The organism is Streptomyces sp. NBC_01808, assembly GCF_035917395.1.
Taxonomy (GTDB): domain Bacteria; phylum Actinomycetota; class Actinomycetes; order Streptomycetales; family Streptomycetaceae; genus Streptomyces.
Genome location: NZ_CP109072.1, coordinates 3,210,914 through 3,230,398, shown reverse-complemented (window position 1 = coordinate 3,230,398; position 19,485 = coordinate 3,210,914). Strand labels below are relative to the sequence as shown.

At 71.1% G+C, this 19,485-nt stretch carries 13 protein-coding genes and 1 tRNA gene; 8 read left to right on the top strand and 6 right to left on the bottom strand.

Features of this window, described 5'->3' with window-relative positions; all coding sequences use genetic code 11:
* Positions 1–103: 103 nt before the first annotated feature.
* The 3 genes from OG946_RS13780 to OG946_RS13770 all read left to right on the top strand — a co-directional run bounded on the left by OG946_RS13780 (position 104) and on the right by OG946_RS13770 (position 6,311).
* Positions 104–1,813, top strand: a complete 1,710-nt coding sequence (locus OG946_RS13780) for a condensation domain-containing protein (RefSeq protein WP_326796407.1) — start codon at positions 104–106, stop codon at positions 1,811–1,813.
* 123 nt (positions 1,814–1,936) lie between these two features.
* On the top strand, positions 1,937–4,744 hold the full coding sequence (locus OG946_RS13775) for a condensation domain-containing protein (protein WP_326796406.1): 2,808 nt from the start codon (positions 1,937–1,939) through the stop codon (positions 4,742–4,744).
* 58 nt (positions 4,745–4,802) lie between these two features.
* The gene (locus OG946_RS13770; RefSeq protein WP_326796405.1) at positions 4,803–6,311 is read left to right on the top strand and encodes an AMP-binding protein; all 1,509 of its coding nucleotides are present in this window, start codon (positions 4,803–4,805) and stop codon (positions 6,309–6,311) included.
* Positions 6,312–6,341: 30 nt separating this feature from the next.
* On the opposite strand, the gene OG946_RS13765 is transcribed toward OG946_RS13770, so the two are convergent.
* From OG946_RS13765 to OG946_RS13755, 3 genes are all read right to left on the bottom strand, one after another.
* Positions 6,342–7,295 (bottom strand): chlorinating enzyme, encoded by a 954-nt coding sequence (locus OG946_RS13765; protein ID WP_326796404.1) that lies wholly within the window; start codon positions 7,293–7,295, stop codon positions 6,342–6,344.
* Between the two features lie 6 nt (positions 7,296–7,301).
* The gene (locus OG946_RS13760) at positions 7,302–7,721 is read right to left on the bottom strand and encodes a winged helix-turn-helix domain-containing protein (RefSeq protein ID WP_326796403.1); all 420 of its coding nucleotides are present in this window, start codon (positions 7,719–7,721) and stop codon (positions 7,302–7,304) included.
* Positions 7,722–7,854: 133 nt separating this feature from the next.
* Positions 7,855–8,553: a 4'-phosphopantetheinyl transferase family protein gene (locus OG946_RS13755; RefSeq protein WP_326796402.1), complete on the bottom strand. Its 699-nt coding sequence runs from the start codon at positions 8,551–8,553 to the stop codon at positions 7,855–7,857.
* Positions 8,554–9,223: 670 nt separating this feature from the next.
* On the opposite strand from OG946_RS13755, the gene OG946_RS13750 reads away from it, so the two are divergent.
* Both OG946_RS13750 and OG946_RS13745 read left to right on the top strand, forming a co-directional pair.
* On the top strand, positions 9,224–10,492 hold the full coding sequence (locus OG946_RS13750; RefSeq protein WP_326796401.1) for a cation:proton antiporter: 1,269 nt from the start codon (positions 9,224–9,226) through the stop codon (positions 10,490–10,492).
* A gap of 41 nt (positions 10,493–10,533) precedes the next feature.
* The gene (locus OG946_RS13745; RefSeq protein WP_326796400.1) at positions 10,534–10,782 is read left to right on the top strand and encodes a hypothetical protein; all 249 of its coding nucleotides are present in this window, start codon (positions 10,534–10,536) and stop codon (positions 10,780–10,782) included.
* Between the two features lie 65 nt (positions 10,783–10,847).
* Here the strand turns inward: OG946_RS13745 and OG946_RS13740 are convergent.
* Positions 10,848–10,923, bottom strand: a tRNA-Arg gene (locus tag OG946_RS13740).
* Positions 10,924–11,100: 177 nt separating this feature from the next.
* On the opposite strand from OG946_RS13740, the gene OG946_RS13735 reads away from it, so the two are divergent.
* The gene (locus tag OG946_RS13735) at positions 11,101–13,257 is read left to right on the top strand and encodes a DUF6351 family protein (protein ID WP_326796399.1); all 2,157 of its coding nucleotides are present in this window, start codon (positions 11,101–11,103) and stop codon (positions 13,255–13,257) included.
* Positions 13,258–13,358: 101 nt separating this feature from the next.
* Entirely contained in the window at positions 13,359–14,672 is a 1,314-nt protein-coding gene (locus OG946_RS13730) for a DUF2510 domain-containing protein (protein ID WP_326796398.1), read from the top strand.
* Between the two features lie 87 nt (positions 14,673–14,759).
* Here OG946_RS13730 and OG946_RS13725 read toward each other — a convergent pair whose 3' ends face one another.
* Together OG946_RS13725 and OG946_RS13720 are read right to left on the bottom strand one after the other, a co-directional pair.
* Entirely contained in the window at positions 14,760–16,670 is a 1,911-nt protein-coding gene (locus OG946_RS13725) for an AMP-dependent synthetase/ligase (protein ID WP_326796397.1), read from the bottom strand.
* Positions 16,671–16,694: 24 nt separating this feature from the next.
* The gene (locus tag OG946_RS13720) at positions 16,695–18,035 is read right to left on the bottom strand and encodes an acetyl-CoA C-acetyltransferase (protein ID WP_326796396.1); all 1,341 of its coding nucleotides are present in this window, start codon (positions 18,033–18,035) and stop codon (positions 16,695–16,697) included.
* A gap of 106 nt (positions 18,036–18,141) precedes the next feature.
* Between OG946_RS13720 and OG946_RS13715 the strand changes: the two genes are divergently transcribed.
* On the top strand, positions 18,142–19,485 hold the full coding sequence (locus OG946_RS13715) for a 3-oxoacyl-ACP reductase (RefSeq protein WP_326796395.1): 1,344 nt from the start codon (positions 18,142–18,144) through the stop codon (positions 19,483–19,485).

Here is a 19,485-nt window from a genome sequence, read left to right as displayed (position 1 = left end):
GAGTTCGGTGTTTGATCAAGAATAGTACTGGCTGCAGGGGCGGCGGGGGGAGTGGCATAATTTCACACGACTTCGGTCCGTGCCGGGACGGCGAAGGGTGGAGATGACAACACATGACCACGTGAGGGCCGAGTCCCCGCGGATCGACCGTGCGGCCCCACTGGTCGACGAGACGAGCGACACACTCCCCATCGGACCGCTCCAAGAGGGACTGTGGGTGTTCTGGCGGCTGAACCCGGCCAGCGCGGCGTACAACCTCCCCGAGGTCCTCCACGTCGAGGGCGAGTTCGACCCCGACGCCATCCAGTTCGCGTTCGACGAGACGGTGCGGCGGCACGAGGCGCTGCGCACGACGTTCCGGGAGACCGAGTCCGGTGTGGTGCAAGTCGTGGCGCGCGACCCGGGCCGGATGCCGGTCAGGGTCACCGACCTTCACGACGTGCCGGAGGCCGAGCGTGCCGACCGCATCGCCGCCACTCTCTTCGACGAGGCCAACGCGCCGTTCGACCTGGCAGTGGACCTGCCGATCAGGCTCGCTGCGATCCGCGTCGCCGAGGAGCGCACATCGATCCTCCTGGTCGTCCACCACATCGCGTGTGACGGTCCGTCGTTGTCGCGCGTGCTTGAGGATTTCGAGACGTTCCACCAGGCCGCACGACGAGGGACTGTCCCGGATCTCCCGCCGGCTCCCCCCGGCTACACCGAGTTCGTCCGGCGGCAACTCGACGCGCTCTCGGGGCAGGGCTTCCGCGAGGAGCGCGACTACTGGGGTGAACGGCTTGCCGGCGCGCGTGGAAGCGTGCTGCCGGGTGACGGCGGCAGCCGGCCGGCGGAGGGCACCCACCGAACCTGTGCCGTGTCGACAGTCCTCGAGCCCGAACTCGCGGCCGCGGTGCTCGACTACGCCCGCCGAGCGCGGGCCACTCCGTTCACCGTTCTGCTCTGCGCGATGCAGATCATGTTCGCCCACGCGGCGAACGACCGTGAGGTGGTGCTCGGCACCGCGGTGGAAGGGCGGCCGCGACGGTTCGCCGGCACCGTCGGGATGCTCGTGAACACGCTCGTGATCAAGTCGGTCATCGACAAGGCCGCCTCCTTCGCGGGCGTGCTCGATGCCGTGTCCCTCGACCTGATGGACGCGCTCGACCACCAGGATCTGCCCTACAGCCGCGCGATCGCCGAACTCGAAGGCTCCGGTGGCGGGTTGGGCGACGATCTCATCAACACCATGTTCACCGCGGGCTCGAAGGGCAGTCCCACCGTCCGCGGCGAGCGGGACTCCGGGGTTCCGGCCCACCGCGTCGAGGGCCCGTTCGAACTCATCACCTGGTGCTACGTCGAGGGATCCGTGGTTGCTCTCGACTGGGAGTTCGCGCTGCGCACGTACTCACGCGAGACCGCGGCGGGCTACCGGGACGCCTACCGGGAGATCCTGGCCGCCCTGCTGCGCGATCCCGAGGCGCCGATCAACTCTCTCGGGCTGACCGACGCGCTCACCCGGCTCGTTCCCTGCACGTCCCCGAACGCGCTCGCCGGGCCGGTCGAGGCCCCGTCCGACGCGGAAACGTCCAACGGGACCGGCGACACGACCTTGTCACCGGTCGAGGCGGCCGTCGCCGCGATCTGGTCGGAGTTCCTGGGGGTCCCGGTCGAGTCGCCGTTCGACGACTTCTTTGAGCTCGGCGGCCACTCGATGGTGGCGAGCCGGGCTGTGGCGGTGGTCCGCCGGAAGGTCGCGCCCGTGACGATGCGGAAGCTGTTCGACCACCCGCGACTGCGCGACTTCTGCGCCCAGTTGGACGCCGGCGAGTGAACCGACGTGGCGTGGACCTGAGGACGCGTCGCTCGTGGCCTACTCGTGTTGTCGCAGCAGGAGACGGCAACACGATCTTTTCGGCTAGCATCGCCCGATGCGTATGGACTCGATGAAGGTGATATGGCGGACTCCGTGATGCCCCAGGGACTGGCGCCCGTCTCGGTCGGTCAGGAAGCGCTCTGGTTCATCGACCAGATGGCGCCGGGCACGTCCCAGTACCTGATGACCTTCCCGTTCCGGATGACCGGTGAACTGGACGTGCCCGCGCTCAAGAACGCGCTCGACCGGCTCGTCGCCCGGCACAGCGCTCTCCGGACGACGTTCGTCGAACGCGACGACCAGGTGTGTCAGGTCGTCCATGACAACCTGCGCGTGCCGTTGACCGTCGAGAACGTGGCGGGCGGCGAGTCCGGGCTGCGGCAGCGGCTCGCGCATGAGGCCGACCGCGGCTTCGACCTGGCGACGAGTCCGCTGTTTCGAGCAACCTTGCTCAGGTGCGGCGAACTGGAGCACGTGCTTGTGCTCGCCACGCACCACATCATCTTCGACGGCGGCTCGCTCGACATCGTCATGGACGAGCTCGCCGAGTTCTACGCCGACGGGCTGGGCGCCGCTTCGCGCAAGGAGCCGGCCGGCCAGTACACCCGGTTCGCGATCGACGAGCGGGCATGGCTCGACCAGGAGGAGAGCCGCGAGCAGCTCGACTTCTGGCGTGCGACCCTCGCCGGCGCCCCGCATCTCACACTGCCCACCGACCGCCCCCGGTCCCTGGCTTCGTCGCAGACCGGTGGCGCCGCGCGGTTCACGATCGGTGCGCAGGAGTTCGAGGGTGTTCGCTCGCTGCTCGCGCAGGAGCGACTCACGCCGTTCATGTTCGCCCACGCGCTGCACCATCTGGCGGTCGCGCATCTGACCGGCCAGCGGGACATCGTCGTCGGCAGTCCGGTCTCGAACCGGCCCGACGAATTCCGCGATGCCGTCGGCTACTTCGTGAACATGATGACACTGCGCGTCGACTCGCTCGGAGCGCACACCTTCCGGGATCTGCTGCGCCAGGTCCGGGGCGCCCTGCTGGACGCCTACGAGAACCAGCGATACCCGTACGCCTATCTGGTCTCCGAGCTCGCGACCTCGGAACTCGGGCTCCGTCCCGACCTTTTCGACACCGTTCTCGCCGTGGAATACGAGGGGTCGGGAGAAGACCGCTGGCCCGGTCTGGGCGTGACGCGTCTGGAGACCGACAACAGCACGACCAAGTTCGAACTCGGCGTCTCGGTCATCTGGGGCGACAACGGCTTCGAAACCGACATCGCGTTCCGTACGGCACTCTTCGACCGGTCGACGATAGCCTCCTTCACCGAGCACTACCGGTTACTCGCGCTACGGGCGATCGCCGAACCGGATGCCGAGCTGGCGGGTCTGCTGTCGGACGGCGCCGTTCCGTCCGGACGGGAGGAACCGGTCCGGCGTCTTGTCCGCAGTAGGGCGTCACTCGCGTCGCGGCCTGCTGAGACGGACCCGAGTGGACCGTCGCCGGAGTCGCCGGCCGAGGGCCGGGCGCCGAGGAACTCCCGGGAGGAGATCATCGCCCGGCTCTTCGCCGAGGTGCTGGGCCGGGATTCGGTCGGGGTCGACGACAACTTCTTCGACCTCGGTGGACACTCGCTGCTGATCCTGCGCCTGGTGTCCCGGGTGCGGGCGGTGCTGGGGACGGACGTCGCGATCCGGTGGCTGTTCGAGGCGCCGACGGTGGCGGGACTCGCCGATCGCCTCGCACATCCGGTGCCCGACGCGCCTCCGCGTTCCGACGGCGATGCTCCGATCGTCCGGAAGAAAAGCAGGATTCACGTCCGGCGGCTTGTCGGCGATGAGACGGCCCGGAAGGAGCCTCGGGCAAAGGTCGCGATCGCGAACCCGCCGTCGTCGGAGTTGCCGGCCGAGGGCCGGGCGCCGAGGAACTCCCGGGAGGAGATCATCGCCCAGCTTTTCGCCGAGGCGCTGGGCCAGGATTCGGTCGGGGTCGACGACGACTTTTTCGACCTCGGTGGACACTCGCTGCTGATCGCGCCCCTGGTGTCCCGGGTGCGGGCGGTGCTGGGGACGGACGTCGCGATCCAGTGGCTGCTCGAGACGCCGACGGTGGCGGGACTCGCCGATCGCCTCGGGAGCCCGGTGCACGACTCGCTGGCGCCGCTGCTCCCCCTGCGCGCGGGCGGCGGCCTCGACCCGGTCTTCTTCCTGCCGCCGATCGGCGGTCTCAGTTGGGCCTACGCACGGTTCCTGCCCTTCATCCCGAAGGGACGCCCGGTCTACGGCCTGCAGGCGACGCGTTTGGTCTCCGGTGCGGACCGGCCGGGGACGGTGCGGCAGGTGGCCGAGACCTACCTCGACCTCATCTCGGGAGTGAATGCCGACAGTCCTTTGTCTCTGGTCGGATGGAGCTTCGGCGGCGTCGCTGCGCAGGAGATCGCGGTGCTGGCGCAGGAGTCCGGGCGTCCGGTGCGCGACCTTGTCCTGCTCGACGCCGTCCCAGGCGTTCCTGGGATGGTCCAACTCGACGGGACCGTCTCCCCGGCGGCTCTCTCACCGGAGACCATGGAGGCGATCACGGCCTCGATTCGTGGCTCCGTCGGCGGCGAGGCCGGCGAGCTGACCGAGTCCCTGTTCGATGATTTGCTGGGCACCGCCACGCACTGCTTCCGCCTGTCTGCGGCTCATCGATCCCGGCCGTTCGACGGCCGGACCGTCAGCTTCGAGACCGACGAGACCGGGCCGCTACGCCGCCGGGCCGGGATCACGTGGGCCGACCTTTCTTCCGGTGGCGCCGAGACGCATCGGCTGACGTGCCTGCACACCGAGGTCATGGACACATCGATCGTTCGCCGGACCGGACCCGCCGTCGCCGGTATCCTGGCACGGCCCCGGTGATGATGATCGCACTCCGCCCCTGCCTCCGGCGGTCGGCGAGCACAGAGAGACGTGTCCTGTGAGAACGCTGCATTCCTGGTTCACCTCCACTGCCGACCGGCTCCCCGATGAGATCGCGCTGGTCGTGGCCGGGCAGCAATGGACCTACCGGGAGCTGGACCGGGTCGCACGATCCGTGGCCGCGGTCGTCGCGGAGATCGCGCCTCGACGTCCGGCCCGGATCGGGCTGCTGGCCGCGCAGAGCGTGGGGGCCTATGCGGGCTACCTCGGCGTGATCCGCGGCGGCAACGCGGTGGTGCCGATGCATGTCGACTATCCCGCTGAGCGCAACCGCCAAGTCGTCGAGGTCGCCAAGCTCGACGCCCTGATCGTCGACGATGGCCGCGACGTCGAGTTCGCCGAGGACCTTGACCTGCCGGTCATCGAGATAGGCAGCGAGGACGCCAGGCAGGTGTCGGCGGCGCCCGTGGCCGACGCCGTCGAGGACGCGGACGACGCGCAGGACATCGCGTACATCCTGTTCACCTCGGGATCCACCGGCGTGCCGAAGGGGGTGCCGATCCGGCATCGCAACCTCGATGCGTTCGTCCGCTACCATCTGGACCGGTACGGTGTCGGTCCCGGCTGCCGCCTGTCCCAGACATTCGGGCTGACCTTCGACCCTTCGGTTTTCGACATGGCCGTCGCGTGGGGGAGTGGCGCCACGCTGGTGGTGCCGTCACGGGCCGAGCTGATCGACCCGGTCGAGTTCGTCAACAATCACGCCCTCACGCACTGGTACTCGCTGCCCTCGATCGTCTCGTGGGTGCACGACTCCGGATCACTGGAGCCGGGTAGCCTGCCCACGCTGCGCCGCAGCCTTTTCGCGGGTGAGCAGTTGACTCTGGAGCAGGCGCGGGTGTGGTCGGACGCCGCGCCCAACAGCACGATCGAGAACCTCTACGGGCCGACGGAGCTCACCATCACGGTCACCGCGTACCAACTGCCGGCCGACCGAGAAGCGTGGCCGGCGACCAAGAACGGAACGGTGCCGATCGGCCCGGTGTACCCGCACCTCGAGGGCCGGATCGACCCGGTGACCGGTGAGCTCCAGGTCCGCGGGCCGCAGCGGTTCGACGGGTACCTCGACCCGGCCGACAACGTCGGCCGCTTCTGGGGTCCCGATGCGGAGGGTGATGCCGACTCGGTCGACCGTTCGGTTGACGACGCCGCGTGGTACCGCACCGGCGATCGCATGACCGACGTCAACGGCGATCTCGTTCACCTGGGTCGCCTCGACGAGCAGGTCAAGATCATGGGTCGGCGGCTCGAACTCGGTGACGTGGAGGCCGCGTTGCGGCGGTGGGCGGGTGTTGGTGATGTCGTCGTGGTCGTCGGCTCCGCCCCGGCCGGCGAGCTTCAGCTCACCGCGGTGTACACCGGCGCGGCCGTCGACGCGGGCGAACTGCGCAGCCGCCTGCTCCCGAACATGCCGGTACACATGGTTCCCGCGCGGTTCGTGCACGTGGAAGCGTTTCCGCTCAATGCCAACGGCAAGATCGACCGCCAGGCCTGCCGAGCGCTGTGACTCCGATGGTCCAGCGCCCTGACCCGCGGGCTACTGAACGCGGAACGGGTAGCCCCGCTGGTTCTCCGTCGCGATTCGGTTGATTCCGTAGTCATCGACGCCGGAGACGAGCACGGCGCCGTACTTCGAGAGGTCGATCGCGCCGCCGTACTCGACCACGTCGTCGGTTTCCGGGTAGACCTTGACCTTGGTCGGCACGTAGCGGGCAGCGAAACCCATGCGGTAGTCCCGCACGCTTCCCGTGTGTGGCAGGGACGCGTGCATGAGGGTGGACCAGAAGATGACCGCCTCCCCAGCCCGCATGACCAGCGGGAACGCCTGGGACTCGTCCGGCTTCCAGTCGGGATCCGTCTGCAACTGCCGGTAGTCGTAGCCGAAGAAGCCCCGCTTGATGCCTTCCTTCTCCGTGTTGTTGAGCGTTTCGGGTCGGAAGTCCATGGGCTTCGACTCGTCGTAGTTCATGTGGCGGTGGGTCCCCGGCATCAACTGGAGGCAACCGTTCTCCAGCGTCGAGTCGGTGAACGCCGTCCACACCGTGATGGTGCCGCCGAACGCCGGTTCACCGTTCTCCGACGGCCAGGCGATCTGCGGCTTTTTGCTGGCGTTCGCGAAGGTTGCCGCCTGGTGCCAGTCCGTTCCCTCGTCGCCGGCGTACTTGGGGAAGAATTCGGTGCGCCAGCACAGGACGTCGGGGCCGATGATCGACGCCACCCGGTCGACGATCCTGGGGTCCATGATGTGCTCCGAGAGCAGATCAATATCCAGGTGCCGGTCGTAGTTCGCGATGTTGGTCGCCGAACCCCGGGCGTTCGCGTCGTAGATGGCATGGGACCGGTCAACTAGCTGACGCCGCACGGTCCGCCATCGCTCTTCGATCACTTCGGGCTCGTAGATCTGGACCGGTCCGATGTAGCCGTCCCGCTCGAACTGTTCGCGCTGCTCCGCAGACAGTGTGAAATCGGCGCGTGCGTCGTTGTTCGTCATCTTGATTCATTTTAACACCACGAACGGTTGATGATTTTTACTTCGGCCAGGTGAATCGTGGGTCAACCGCGGGACCCGGACCAGACGCACCTGTTGAGCGTGGTGGTGCAGCTCGGCGCTCGCCGAGGACGCGCAGGCCGGCAGAACCGCATGCGGCCCTGCGGGGATCGTCACCGGGGCCGGAACCTCGTCTTGCACATCTGCGTCGCGGATCATGGCCGGATCGCCGCCTGTGCAGGCGGCACCGTCGCCACCGGCGCCGCCGAACTCGACGACGAGGGCGGGCCACTGCTGCTCTCCTCCCGGGAGGCGCCTGAACTGCGTCAGAACGGTGGAGTGGGGGAAACCCAGGAAGTCCGCTACCTCGTCCGGCTGTGCCTCGCCGTTGGCCAGATACTGCAGGATTGCCAACCGGGTCGTATCCACCAGGGACCGGAACAAGATCGCTTTCGTGCCGGAGGCGCGAGTAAGGCCCGGTGTGCTCAGCGGTGTACGGATTGCGAATGAACCGGAGAGCAATGTTCCCGATGTCGGTCACATGAGCGCGCCGCAGACGTCGTCATCTGCCTTTCCGGTCAGGTCGTGGACGTGGCCGTGCCCCCGGCTTTCCCGACGGTGAGGCCACCGCTGCCGCGAAGCCGGGTGGCACGTCCACGTCCACGACCTGCCACCGCGCCACCTCGACCGGCCCCGGCGCGGCGCCGAGGTAGTCGAGTGTCGGGTCGCGGGCGAGTCCGGTACCGATGCCTTTGAGGTACGCCTCCTTGCGCGCCCATATCCGGGCGCAGGCCCGGGGGCGCTCCGCCGCGGGCAGCCCGCCGAGTTCCGCGGCTTCGCGCGGGTGCAGCACCCCGGCGATCTCCGCGGCGGCACGGGCGGACGGCACCTCCTCGGCGTCCGCGCCCACGGGTTCTGCGGCGAACGCGAGCAGCACGAGCCGGCCGCTGTGGGCCAAGGAGAAGTGCGTTCGGCCCTCGGCGACCGCGGGTCGGCCGTGCGCCTTTCGGCAGAGTGGGCAGGCTTCGCGGACGAGGGTGACGCACTGCGGGGCGAGGCCCAACTGCGCGCCCAGCAGCATCCGCAGAGCCACGTGGGCGACCACGTACGTCGCCCGGTCGTGCTCGCGGCGGAAGCCGGCGGCCCGCCGCCGCTCCTCGTCGTCCAGGACCGCGGGCGCCGCGAGCGCGGCCGGCGCCGCGTGCCGGGCGGCGTCCACCGTCCATAGCGCGGGCGGGTCGCCCGGGGCGGGCGGTCGCACCGCTCCGGGGCCGAGGGCGAGATCCAACTCGACCGGCCGGCGCCCCGGCGCGCGGGGGCAGGGAACCGGGCCGCCAACGGTCGCGTGGGCGGGGGAGGGTCGTACGGTGCCGGAGTCCGGCGCGGACGGGGACATCGCCGTGGCTGCCCGATTCCGGCCGACTTCGGCCGCCCGGGCGCTCCTCATCGGCACTGGCCACCCCCCGGATCCCGTGGGGTTGCGACTGTGCCAAGTGACGCAGCCGCAGCCGCAGTTGGGCACTTCCTGCTATGCCGCGAAGCGCGGCAGGTTCCTTGACGGTCTCTGGGAAAGGGGCGCCTATGGTCGGCCGCTGACAATATCTGATCGCGATTACATCGTTAAACGTCGATGCTACAAGTGATGCCGGTCTACGGGGGATGCGCCGAAGTCAACCCATTGCGTGCTCCAGGGGGGCCCGCTCTGCCGCCTGCGCGCCCTGGCTGTGTGAGGGCATTTCAGAAATGCAATGGGAAGTGTGGATATGGTCCCATCAACGGGGCAAAGAGTGCGGCGACGTGACCGAGGACGTCTGTGCAAACCACTCGACCACCCGGCGCTTTTCCACGTTTCCCATCGTTCCGGCGGATCGTTCGCTTGCGCTCCCCACTCCGGGTATGCAGGGTGGTCCGCCGATCACGGAAGGGATGTCATGGATACACACCAGACCTCGTCACTTCTCTTCGGCCTCGCCGCCATGGTGGTGCTGGCCCGGCTGCTCGGAGTCTTAGCGCAACGGCTGGGCCAGCCAGCGGTGATCGGAGAGGTCCTCGCCGGGATCGCACTGGGTCCGACCCTCTTCAACGGCGCCGTCACCGAGGCGCTCTTTCCGGAGAACATACGGCCGCTGCTGGCCGCCCTGGCCGCGATCGGCGTCGCCATATTCATGTTCATCGTCGGCTTCGAGTGGGATCCCGCGATGATCCGGGGCAGCGGCGGCCTCGCGGCGTCCGTGTCCTTCAGCTCCATCCTGCTGCCGTTCAGCCTGGGCATGCTCCTGGCGCTCTACCTGATGGACGACTACGGAACAGGCGACCGGACGCCGTTCATGCTCTTCATGGGCATCGCCATGTCGATCACGGCCTTCCCCGTCCTGGCTCGTATCCTCACCGACCGGCGTATGAGCCGCAGCCCGCTGGGCGTCCTCGCCCTGGCCTGCGCCTCGATCGACGACGTACTCGCCTGGACCCTGCTCGCCGGCGTGGTCGCCGTCAGCGGCTCGGCGGGCGAGGAGCAGTGGCGGATCATCCTCGCCGTCCCCTACCTCCTGGCCATGCTCTTCGTCGTACGCCCCCTCCTGAACGGCTTCGCGGCAAGCCGCCCTGAAGTGCGGCTGACCCCGTCGGTGTTCGTCTTCGTACTCGCCGGCCTCCTGGTCTCGGCCGCCGCCACCGAGTGGGTCGGCCTGCACTACATCTTCGGCGCGTTCCTCTTCGGCGTGATCCTTCCGCGCGCCGGCGTGGAGCAACTCCGCGACCAGGTCCAGGACAGGCTCGGCCAACTGAACGGCACCTTGTTGCTCCCGGTGTTCTTCCTCGTCGCCGGCCTGCACGTGGACCTGTCGGACCTGGGCACGAGCGGCCTGGGCGCCCTGCTGCTGATCCTCCTGGTGGCCATCGGGGGCAAGTTCCTCGGCGCCTTCGTCGCGGCCCGCCTCAACCGCATGCCGGTCCGGCAGTCGGCGGCGCTGGCCACACTGATGAACACCCGCGGCCTGACGGAACTCATCGTCCTGAACGTGGGCCTGCAGATGGGATTCCTGGGACAGGACCTCTACTCGCTGATGGTGGTCATGGCCGTCGTCACCACGGCGATGGCGGGCCCGTTGCTGACCTGGTTGGTAGGTCACCCGGGCCAGGACGACGACCGCCTACGGGTCAAGTCCCTGAACCAGGACAGCATGGCGGACTCCGCGAGATAACACACAGGGCGTTCGGACCCCCGGGGCCGGACCGGCCCCGTATGCCGCCGCTCATCACCTGCACCAACCTGCGGCGGCGTGCGGGGCCTTGCCCACGGACGGTCGAGACGCCGCTGGCCGTCGGCCTCTCGCATGTCGGGTCCAAGATGGACCCGCCCGCCCAGCACGAAGCCGCCGGGATCAAGGCCGACGACGGCGTTGACCTGCTCGCCGGGTCCACCGCGGCGGGCGTGGCTTCGTTCACGTCATTCTGGTTCCGAGCGGTGAAGCCGGACGCTGGATCGACGTAACAGCCCGCATCGCTGCCGAAACGATGCGGACCAGGCACGCAGACGGGGTTTCGTTTCCATCTGTGTGGTGCCCCCGGCAGGATTCGAACCTGCGACACCCGCTTTAGGAGAGCGGTGCTCTATCCCCTGAGCTACGGAGGCGGGGTGGGCCCGGAGGCCCGGTCACCCGCGACAGTGTAGCGGGTGGCGGGGGTGGGGGTCGGCGGGTGCGGGGGTGCGTGGGTGGGGGCGGGGCTTCGTCCGTCGCGGTGTCTTTTCGGGGTGGAGTTGAACGCGTACGGTCAAGTTGTAGGCCGCAACGAACCGGAGGACCCCTGCATGCGCCCACGCCGTGCTCTGCTCGTCCCCCTCTCCGCAGCGCTCGCCGCTCTCCTCGCCCTCCCGCTCACCGCCCAGGCCGCCGCCCCCCAGGCATCCCAGCGCATCGACCTCGACGTGCTCTCCGGCCGCCCCGGCTCCGTCACCGGCGGCGACGCGCTGCTCCGCGTCGCCGCCCCAGACCCCGCCGCCGTGGAGATCCGGCTCAACGGGGAGGACGTCACCCCGCTCTTCGCCCCCGAAGGACCCGGCGCCGTGTCCGGCGTCGTCGACGGCGTACGCGACGGGCGCAACACCGTCACCGCCACCGCCCCCGGCCACCGCGCCGCCCGGCTCACGCTCACCGGCCACCCCGCGCAGGGCCCCGTCTTCTCCGGGCCGCACCAGCAGCCCTTCGTCTGCGAGACCGGCACCTTCCGGCTGCCCGTCGTCGGCGGCACCCTCGGTGACCCGCTCGACGCCGACTGCTCCGCGAAGACCCGCGTCGACTACTTCTACCGGAACACCGCCGGCGTCTACACCGCCTGGCCCGCCGGCGCCACCGACTACCCCGCCGACCTCGGCCGCACCACCACCTCCACCGGCCGCACCGTCCCGTTCATCGTGCGCATGGAGACCGGCACCGCCAACCGCGGCATCTACCAGTCCACGATCCTCCACGACCCCCTCGCCGAGCCGGACCCCGATCCCCGCAGCCGCCCCGCCGGCTGGAACGGCCGCGCCGTCTACACCCTCGGCGGCGGCTGCATCGGCGGCTGGTACCGGCAGGGCAACACCACCGGCGGCGTCACCGACACCTACATGCTCGGCCGCGGGTACGCCGTCATGTCCTCGTCCCTCAACGTCTTCGGCGCCAACTGCCACGACCTCACCGCCGCCGAGACCGCGATGATGGTCAAGGAGCGGTTCACCGAGGCGTACGGGCCCGTCGACCACACCATCGGCTTCGGCTGCTCCGGCGGCTCGTACCAGGCGTACCAGATCGTGGACAACTACCCCGGCATCCTCGACGGCATCCTGCCCGCCTGCTCCTTCCCCGACGTCGGCTTCGCGATGACGAACAGGGTCACCGACACCCGGCTGCTCACCGAGTACTTCGCCGGGGACACGGACCTGGCCTGGACCGAGGAGCAGAAGCGCGCCGTCACCGGCTTCGCCTCGTACGCCGTCGCCACCGGCACCCAGGGCGACGCCACGCGCATCGACCCGACGGGCAACTGCGGCGTGCTGCCCGAGGAGTTGCGGTACGACCCGGAGACCAACCCCCGCGGCGCGCGCTGCGACCTCTACGACCACGCCATCAACGTCTACGGCCCCGACCCGCGCACCGGCTTCGCCCGCCGCCCGCTCGACAACGTCGGCGTGCAGTACGGCCTCGGCGCCCTCGCCGCCGGGACGATCGGCAAGGAGCAGTTCCTGGAGCTGAACGAGCGCGTCGGCGGCTACGACCACGACGCCGGGATCGTCGACGCCCGTACCACCGCCGACCCGATCGCCACCCGCACCGCGTACCGCACAGGACGGCTCACCAACGGCGGCGGGGGCCTCGCGGACGTGCCGATCATCGAGTACCGCGCGTACGTGGACGACGCCCCCCGCGGCGACACCCACCTGCGCTACTACTCGCTGTCCATGCGCAAGCGCCTGGTGAAGGCCAACGGCACCGCGGCCAACATGGTCTCCCTCATGGAGGACAACCGCTACGGCGGCCAGAGCACCGCCAGCCCTCTCGTCCGCCACTCGCTCACGATGATGGACCGCTGGCTCACGAACCTCGACGCCGACACCTCCGCCGCCCCGCGCATCGACAAGATCGTGGCGGCGAAGCCCGGGGAGCTGCGGGAGGGCTGCAACACCCGGGACGCCGAGCCGCGGTTCGTCGCCGAGGCGCTCGACCGCGACCCGGACGGCACCTGCGAGAAGCTCTACCCGTCCCACTCCTTCCCGCGCGAGGTCGCGGGCGAGGACATCGCCACGGACGTGATCAAGTGCCGTACGGAGCCGCCGCGGCGGGACACGTACGCGAGCGAGTACGGCGTGACGTGGACGGACGCCGAGTGGCGGCGGCTACGGGCCGTCTTCGACCGGGGCGTCTGCGACTACTCCACGACGGGGGTGGGGCAGCAGGGGCTTGCGGGGACCTGGCTCTCCTTCTGAACGCTCCCCGAGGGCGTCTTCTGAGGGTTTGCGCAGTTGGACGGGCATCAGGTTCAGACCGCTCTCATCCGGTTCTCAGGGAGCCTCGATAGCCTGCGTGCATGAGTGGAATGGCACCTGCAGGGTGGTATCCCGACCCGGACCGCAGCGACGACGAGTCGCCGAGGGAGCGGAGGTGGGACGGTGAAGGCTGGACGGACGAGGTCAGGCCCGCTGCTGTCGCCGCAGATGTCCCTGCGCAGAGCCCCGAAGGGGCCACCGGGGCCGACGGAGCCGCCGGCGGGGCCACGGGTCCGGACGGGCCCGCGGTCCCCGCGGCGCCCCCGGCCCCCGGGTCCGCCCCGCAGGACGCTCCGCCCGGCGGCAGCCACGGAGACAGCCACGCCGGAATCCCCGGCGGCATGCCTCCGCCCGGCGGGATGCACGGGGCGCCCACGGAAGTCATATCCGGCGGCCACGCCGAACCGCTCGGTCCCGAGGGGCCGTACGCCAGGAAGCGCTGGGCGGCCAAGCGCCCCCTCGCGCTCGGCATCGCCATCGGCGTGGCCGCCGCGGCCCTCGTCGGCGGCGGCATCGCCGGGGGGTACGCGATGTGGGGCGACGACGACGGCGACAAGGCCGGCGGCGGTGGCCCCGTGGTCTACGGCCCGGACGGCGAGCCCCGTTCGCCGGCCCCCGGCGAGGGGCCGGACGGCGGGCCCGATGGCGGCTCCGGGGGTTCCGACGGCGGCCCGGGCGGCGGGCCAGGACAGTCGCCCGGTCCGCAGGACCCCGAGGGCGGCGAGCAGGACCCCGGCGGCCCCGACGGCGGGCAGCCGCCGATGGAGATCCCCAGCGAGGACGGCTTCGCCACCGACCTGGCCAGCGGCATCAAGATCCCGGTGCCCGACGGCTGGAAGGGGCAGTCCGGGCAGATAGGCGCCTCGGTGTCGGTGGGCGAGTACAAGTGCCCGACGTCACCGAAGGACACGTGCGTACGCGGCGGGGTGAACTCCGCGCCCGCCCTCGCCCTCGGCATCGACGCCACCAGCCCGAAGAGCATCGCCGAGAAGGACATCGAGCCCAACGCGGAGGCGTCGTACGGCGACGAGGCGTACGGCGGCATCACCTCCCACGACGAGGTGGAGTCCGGCGAGGTCGAGGTGGCCGGCGAGAAGGGCTACCTGGTGCGCTGGAAGGTCGTGACGAAGGAGGGCGACGACGGCTACGTGCAGTCGCTCGCGTTCCCGTCCCCGGCGAACCCGGACACGCTGGTCGTCGTACGGGCCGGCTTCGACATCGGCGACGAGGCGCCCGCGCTGGACGAGCTGGAAGAGATCACAGACGGCATCAAGAAGTCCGAGGGCGGCGCGGGCCTCCCGGGCGGCGCCGGCCAGCCGGCGAGCGTCACGCCGGCGGCGACCGCTCGGAGCTGAGACACGGCGGACACCTCCGGGACGCCGTGCGGCGCGCCCGGGGTCGTGCAGGCACGACCCCGGGCACCGCCGTCGCCCGGCCGCGGCTCACCCCTCGTACAGCCCCTCGATCTCCCGCTCGTACGCCGCCTCCACCGCGTGCCGCTTCACCTTCATCGACGGCGTCAGCATCCCGTTCTCCTCCGTGAACTCCCCGGCCACGATGGTGAACCTGCGGATCGACTCCGCCCGCGACACCGCCTCGTTCGCGTAGTCCACCGCCCGCTGCACCTCCGCCCGCAGCTCCGGGTCGTCCCGCAGCTCCGCGAGCGGCGTGTCCCGGGGCCGCTTCCGTACCGCCAGCCAGTGCGCCAGCGCCTCCTGCTCCAGCGTCACCAGCGCCGCCACATACGGCCGCTTGTCGCCCACCACCAGCACCTGCCCCACCGGCGGACGGCTGCGCAGCCGGTCCTCCAGCACCGCGGGGGAGACGTTCTTGCCGCCCGTGGTGATGAGGAGGTCCTTCTTCCGCCCGGTGATCGTCAGATACCCCTCCTCGTCCAGCGCGCCCAGGTCGCCCGTCGCGAACCAGTCGTCCGCCAGCGCCGCCGCCGTCGCCTCCGGGTTCCGCCAGTACTCGCCGAAGACGATGCCGCCCTTGATCAGCACCTCCCCGTCGTCCGCGATGCGGATGGCCGTCCCCGGCAGCGGCCGGCCGACCGTGCCGGGGCGGGGGCGCAGCGGCGGGGTGATGGTGGCGGCGGCGGTGGTCTCGGTCAGGCCGTAGCCCTCGTAGATGACGATGCCCGCGGCGTAGAAGAAGAGGTTGAGGTTGCGGTCGAGCGGGGAGGCGCCGCTGATGGCGTAGTGGAGCCGGCCGCCCAGCTCCTTGCGGATGCGCCGGTAGACCAGCAGGTCGTACAGGCCCCACGCCAGGGACAGTCCGGGCCCGGGGCCCTTGCCGGTGCCGAGGAACTTGTTCAGGTGCGCCTCGCCGAAGCGCACCGCGATGCGGTCGGCGCGGTCGAACGACGAGCCGCGGCCCAGCTTCTCGGCCATCTCCCGGCCGGTGTGGTGGATCTTCTCGAAGAGGTACGGGACGCCGACGAGGAACGTCGGCTTGAAGACCTTGAACTCCGGCCGCAGCTCGTCGGGTTTGATCGACGGCCAGTGGCCGATCTCGATGCGCGCGGACAGGCAGGCGATCTGGATCGCCCGGCCGAAGATGTGGGCGAGGGGCAGGAAGAGGAGCGTCGAGGCGGTCTGCCCGGTGACCTCCTTGAAGATGGGGTGCAGCAATTCGACGCTGTTGGCGGCCTCGGCGTGCAGGTTGCCGTGGGTGAGGACGCAGCCCTTGGGGCGGCCCGTGGTGCCGGAGGTGTAGCAGAGGGTGGCGATGGTGCCGGGGGTGAGGGCGGCGCGGCGCTTGGCGATCTCGTCGTCGGACACGTCGCGGCCGAGGGACCTCAGCTCGTCCAGGCAGCCGTCGTCGAGCTGCCAGACGTGCGCGTCGGAGGCGGCGGTACGGACCGTCCGCTCGTTGGCGGCGGTCTCGGCGACGACGAAGCGGGTGCCGGAGTCGTGCAGGATCCAGGCGACCTGGTCGGCGGAGGAGGTCGCGTAGACCGGTACGGACTGGCCGCCGGCGGCCCAGACGGCGAAGTCCAGCACGCACCACTCGTAGCGCGTACGGGACATGATCGCGACCCGCCCGCCGGGTTCGAGCCCGGCGGCGACGAGGCCCTTGGCCACCGCCGTCACCTCGTCGGCGAACGCGCGGGCGGTGACCGGGACCCACCGGCCGCCGGTCTTGCGGCGGATGACGACGGCGCCGGGGTCCTCGGCGGCGTTGGCGTAGGGGATGTCGGCGACGGCGCTGCCGCTTTCCGGGGCCGGCGCGGCGAGCCGCGGGACGGTCGCCTGGCGCACGACGCCACCGTCGGTGCGTACGTCCACGGGGGCGCGCCCGGCGAGGTCCGAGCGCTTCCGCGCGGCCCTGAGGTCCTTTCGTACGCCCACGATCGCTCCTTCGGTTGGCGGGGTTCAGGCTTCCAGCAGCGCCGTGACGCCCTGGCCGCCGGCGGCGCAGACGGAGATCAGCCCGCGTACGGGCCGGGCGTCGCCGGCCGTGCGCTGCGCCGCCCGCTCGTTCAGCAGCTTCGCCAGCGTCGCGACGATCCGGCCGCCGGTCGCGGCGAAGGGGTGCCCGGCGGCGAGCGAAGAGCCGGCGACGTTCAGCCGCTCCCGGTCGACGGCGCCCAGCGGCGCGTCGAGGCCGAGGCGCTCCTTGCAGAACGCGGCGTCCTCCCACGCGGCGAGCGTGGCCAGCACCTGGGAGGCGAACGCCTCGTGGATCTCGTACAGATCGAGGTCCGCCAGCGCCAGTCCGGCGTCGGCCAGCAGCCTCGGCACCACGTACGCGGGCGCCATGAGCAGCCCGTCCGGTCCTTCGGCGAAGTCGACCGCGCCGGTGCGCGCGTGCGTGAGGTACGCGAGCACCGGCAGTTCGCGCGCGGCGGCCCACTCCTCGCTCGCGAGCAGCACGGTGGCCGCGCCGTCGGTCAGCGGGGTGGAGTTGCCCGCGGTCATGGTGGCGTCCGGGTCCGCGGCGCCGAACACGGGCTTCAGCCGGGCCAGTCGGGCGGGGGTCGAGTCGGGGCGCAGGTTCTGGTCGCGGTCGAGGCCGCGGAAGGGCGTGAGCAGGTCGGTGAAGAAGCCCGCGTCGTACGCCGCGGCGAGCCGGCGGTGGCTGGCGGCGGCCAGTTCGTCCTGCGCGGCGCGCGGCACCCGCCACTCGCGGGCGGTGAGCGCGGCGTGCTCGCCCATCGAAAGCCCGGTGCGCGGCTCGGCGTTGCGCGGGATGTCGGGGACGACGTGCCGCGGGCGCAGCCCGGCGAGGGCGGCGACGCGGCGGGCCGGCGACTTCTGCCGGCGGGCCTGGAGGAGGACGCGGCGCAGGCCGTCGTTGAGGCCGAGGGGCGCGTCGCTGGCGGTGTCGACGCCGCCGGCGACGCCCGCGTCGATCTGGCCGAGCGCGATCTTGTTGGCGACGAGGAGCACGGTCTGCAGGCCGGTGCCGCACGCCTGCTGGACGTCGTACGCGGGGGTGCGGTGGTCGAGCCTGCTGCCGAGGACGACCTCGCGGGCGAGGTTGAAGTCGCGGCTGTGCTTGAGCACGGCGCCGGCCACGAACTCGTCCAGCAGCGCGCCGCGCAGCCCGTACCGCTCGACGAGGCCGTCGAGGGCGGCGGAGAGCATCTCCTGGTTGGACGCGGTGGCGTACGCGCCGTCCGCGCGGGCGAAGGGGATCCGGTTGCCGCCGACGATCGCGACGCGCCGCACGCCGCCGCCGGTCCGCCCGCCCGTCCTCGCCGCTGCCGTCATCGCCGCGCTCCCTCTCTCGCCTCCCCGCGGCTTCTTGTGCGGCGGGGGCTCAGTTCCTACGCTCCTTACTCCACAGTAAACTTACTCAGGCGTAAGGAGATTGCCAATGGCCGATCGCTACCAGAAATTCACGAGCCGCGGAGCCGGGGCCTTCGCCGCCAAGCGGCTCGGCCTCCCGCGGCCCGCGCGCCTGGAGCGGTACCGGCCGGGGCAGCCCGTCGCCCGCGGACCCGTCGTGCTCGGCGGCGCGGCGGGCGGCCGGATGCACAAGACCCTGCGCGAGCTGCTGGACGCGGCGGGCGCGGAGGTGGCGGAGGTCGCGGCCGGGGCGTCCGTACGGGCCGGGGCGCTGGTCTTCGACGCCACCGGCATCGGCACCTCCGCCGGGCTGCGCGCGCTCTACGACTTCCTCCACCCCCGGATCCGCGAACTCGCCCCCTGCGGCCGCGTCGTGGTCGTCGGCACCCCGCCGGAGGACGCCGCGGGGGCGGGGGAAGCGGTGGCGCAGCGGGCGCTTGAGGGGTTCGTCCGGTCGGTGGGCAAGGAGCTGCGGGACGGCTCCACGGCGCATCTGCTGCTGGTCGCGCCGGGCGCGGAGGGCGGGGTGGAGTCGACGCTGCGCTTCGCGCTGTCGGCGCGCTCGGCGTACGTCTCGGGCCAGGCGCTGCGCGTCACGGGCACGGCGCCGGTGCCGGGGACGGCGGACTGGGCGCGGCCGCTGGCCGGGAAGACGGCGCTGGTCACGGGCGCGTCGCGGGGGATCGGCGCGGTGGTCGCGGAGACGCTGCACCGGGACGGGGCGCGGGTGGCGTGCCTGGACGTCGCCGCGCAGGGCGCGGAGCTGGCGGCGGTGGCGGCCAGGGTCGGCGGCGGGGCGCTGGAGTCGGACATCACGGCGCCGGACGCGGGGGACCGGCTCGCCGCGTACCTGGACGAACACCACGGCGGCGTCGACATCGTCGTGCACAACGCGGGCATCACCCGCGACAAGACCCTGGGGCGGATGAGCGCCGACCAGTGGGAAGCGGTCATCGGGGTCAACCTCACCGCCGTCGAGACCCTCACCGCCCGCCTCCTCGGCGACGGGCTGCTGCGCGCGGACGGCCGGATCGTCTGCACCTCGTCGATCAGCGGCATCGCAGGCAACGTCGGCCAGACGAACTACGCGGCGAGCAAGGCGGGCCTCATCGGCTACGTCCAGGCCACGGCCCCCGAGGCGGCGGCACGCGGCGTGACGGTCAACGCGGTGGCGCCAGGATTCATCGAGACACGGATGACGGCTGCGGTCCCGCTGGTCATCCGCGAGGCGGGCCGGCGCATGAACAGCCTGAAGCAGGGCGGCCTGCCGGTGGACGTGGCGGAGGCGGTGGCGTACTTCGCGGCGCCGGGCAGCGGGGCCGTGACGGGACAGGTGCTGCGGGTGTGCGGCCAGGCGCTGCTGGGGGCGTGA

Excerpts from the sequence above, each read along its gene's own strand:
- OG946_RS13780 (WP_326796407.1), top strand. The coding sequence starts at position 104 with ATGACAACACATGACCACGTGAGGGCCGAGTCCCCGCGGATCGACCGT.
- OG946_RS13775 (WP_326796406.1), top strand. The coding sequence starts at position 1,937 with ATGGCGGACTCCGTGATGCCCCAGGGACTGGCGCCCGTCTCGGTCGGT.
- OG946_RS13765 (WP_326796404.1), bottom strand. The coding sequence starts at position 7,295 with ATGACGAACAACGACGCACGCGCCGATTTCACACTGTCTGCGGAGCAG.
- OG946_RS13750 (WP_326796401.1), top strand. The coding sequence starts at position 9,224 with ATGGATACACACCAGACCTCGTCACTTCTCTTCGGCCTCGCCGCCATG.
- OG946_RS13745 (WP_326796400.1), top strand. The coding sequence starts at position 10,534 with ATGCCGCCGCTCATCACCTGCACCAACCTGCGGCGGCGTGCGGGGCCT.
- OG946_RS13735 (WP_326796399.1), top strand. The coding sequence starts at position 11,101 with ATGCGCCCACGCCGTGCTCTGCTCGTCCCCCTCTCCGCAGCGCTCGCC.
- OG946_RS13730 (WP_326796398.1), top strand. The coding sequence starts at position 13,359 with ATGAGTGGAATGGCACCTGCAGGGTGGTATCCCGACCCGGACCGCAGC.
- OG946_RS13720 (WP_326796396.1), bottom strand. The coding sequence starts at position 18,035 with ATGACGGCAGCGGCGAGGACGGGCGGGCGGACCGGCGGCGGCGTGCGG.
- OG946_RS13715 (WP_326796395.1), top strand. The coding sequence starts at position 18,142 with ATGGCCGATCGCTACCAGAAATTCACGAGCCGCGGAGCCGGGGCCTTC.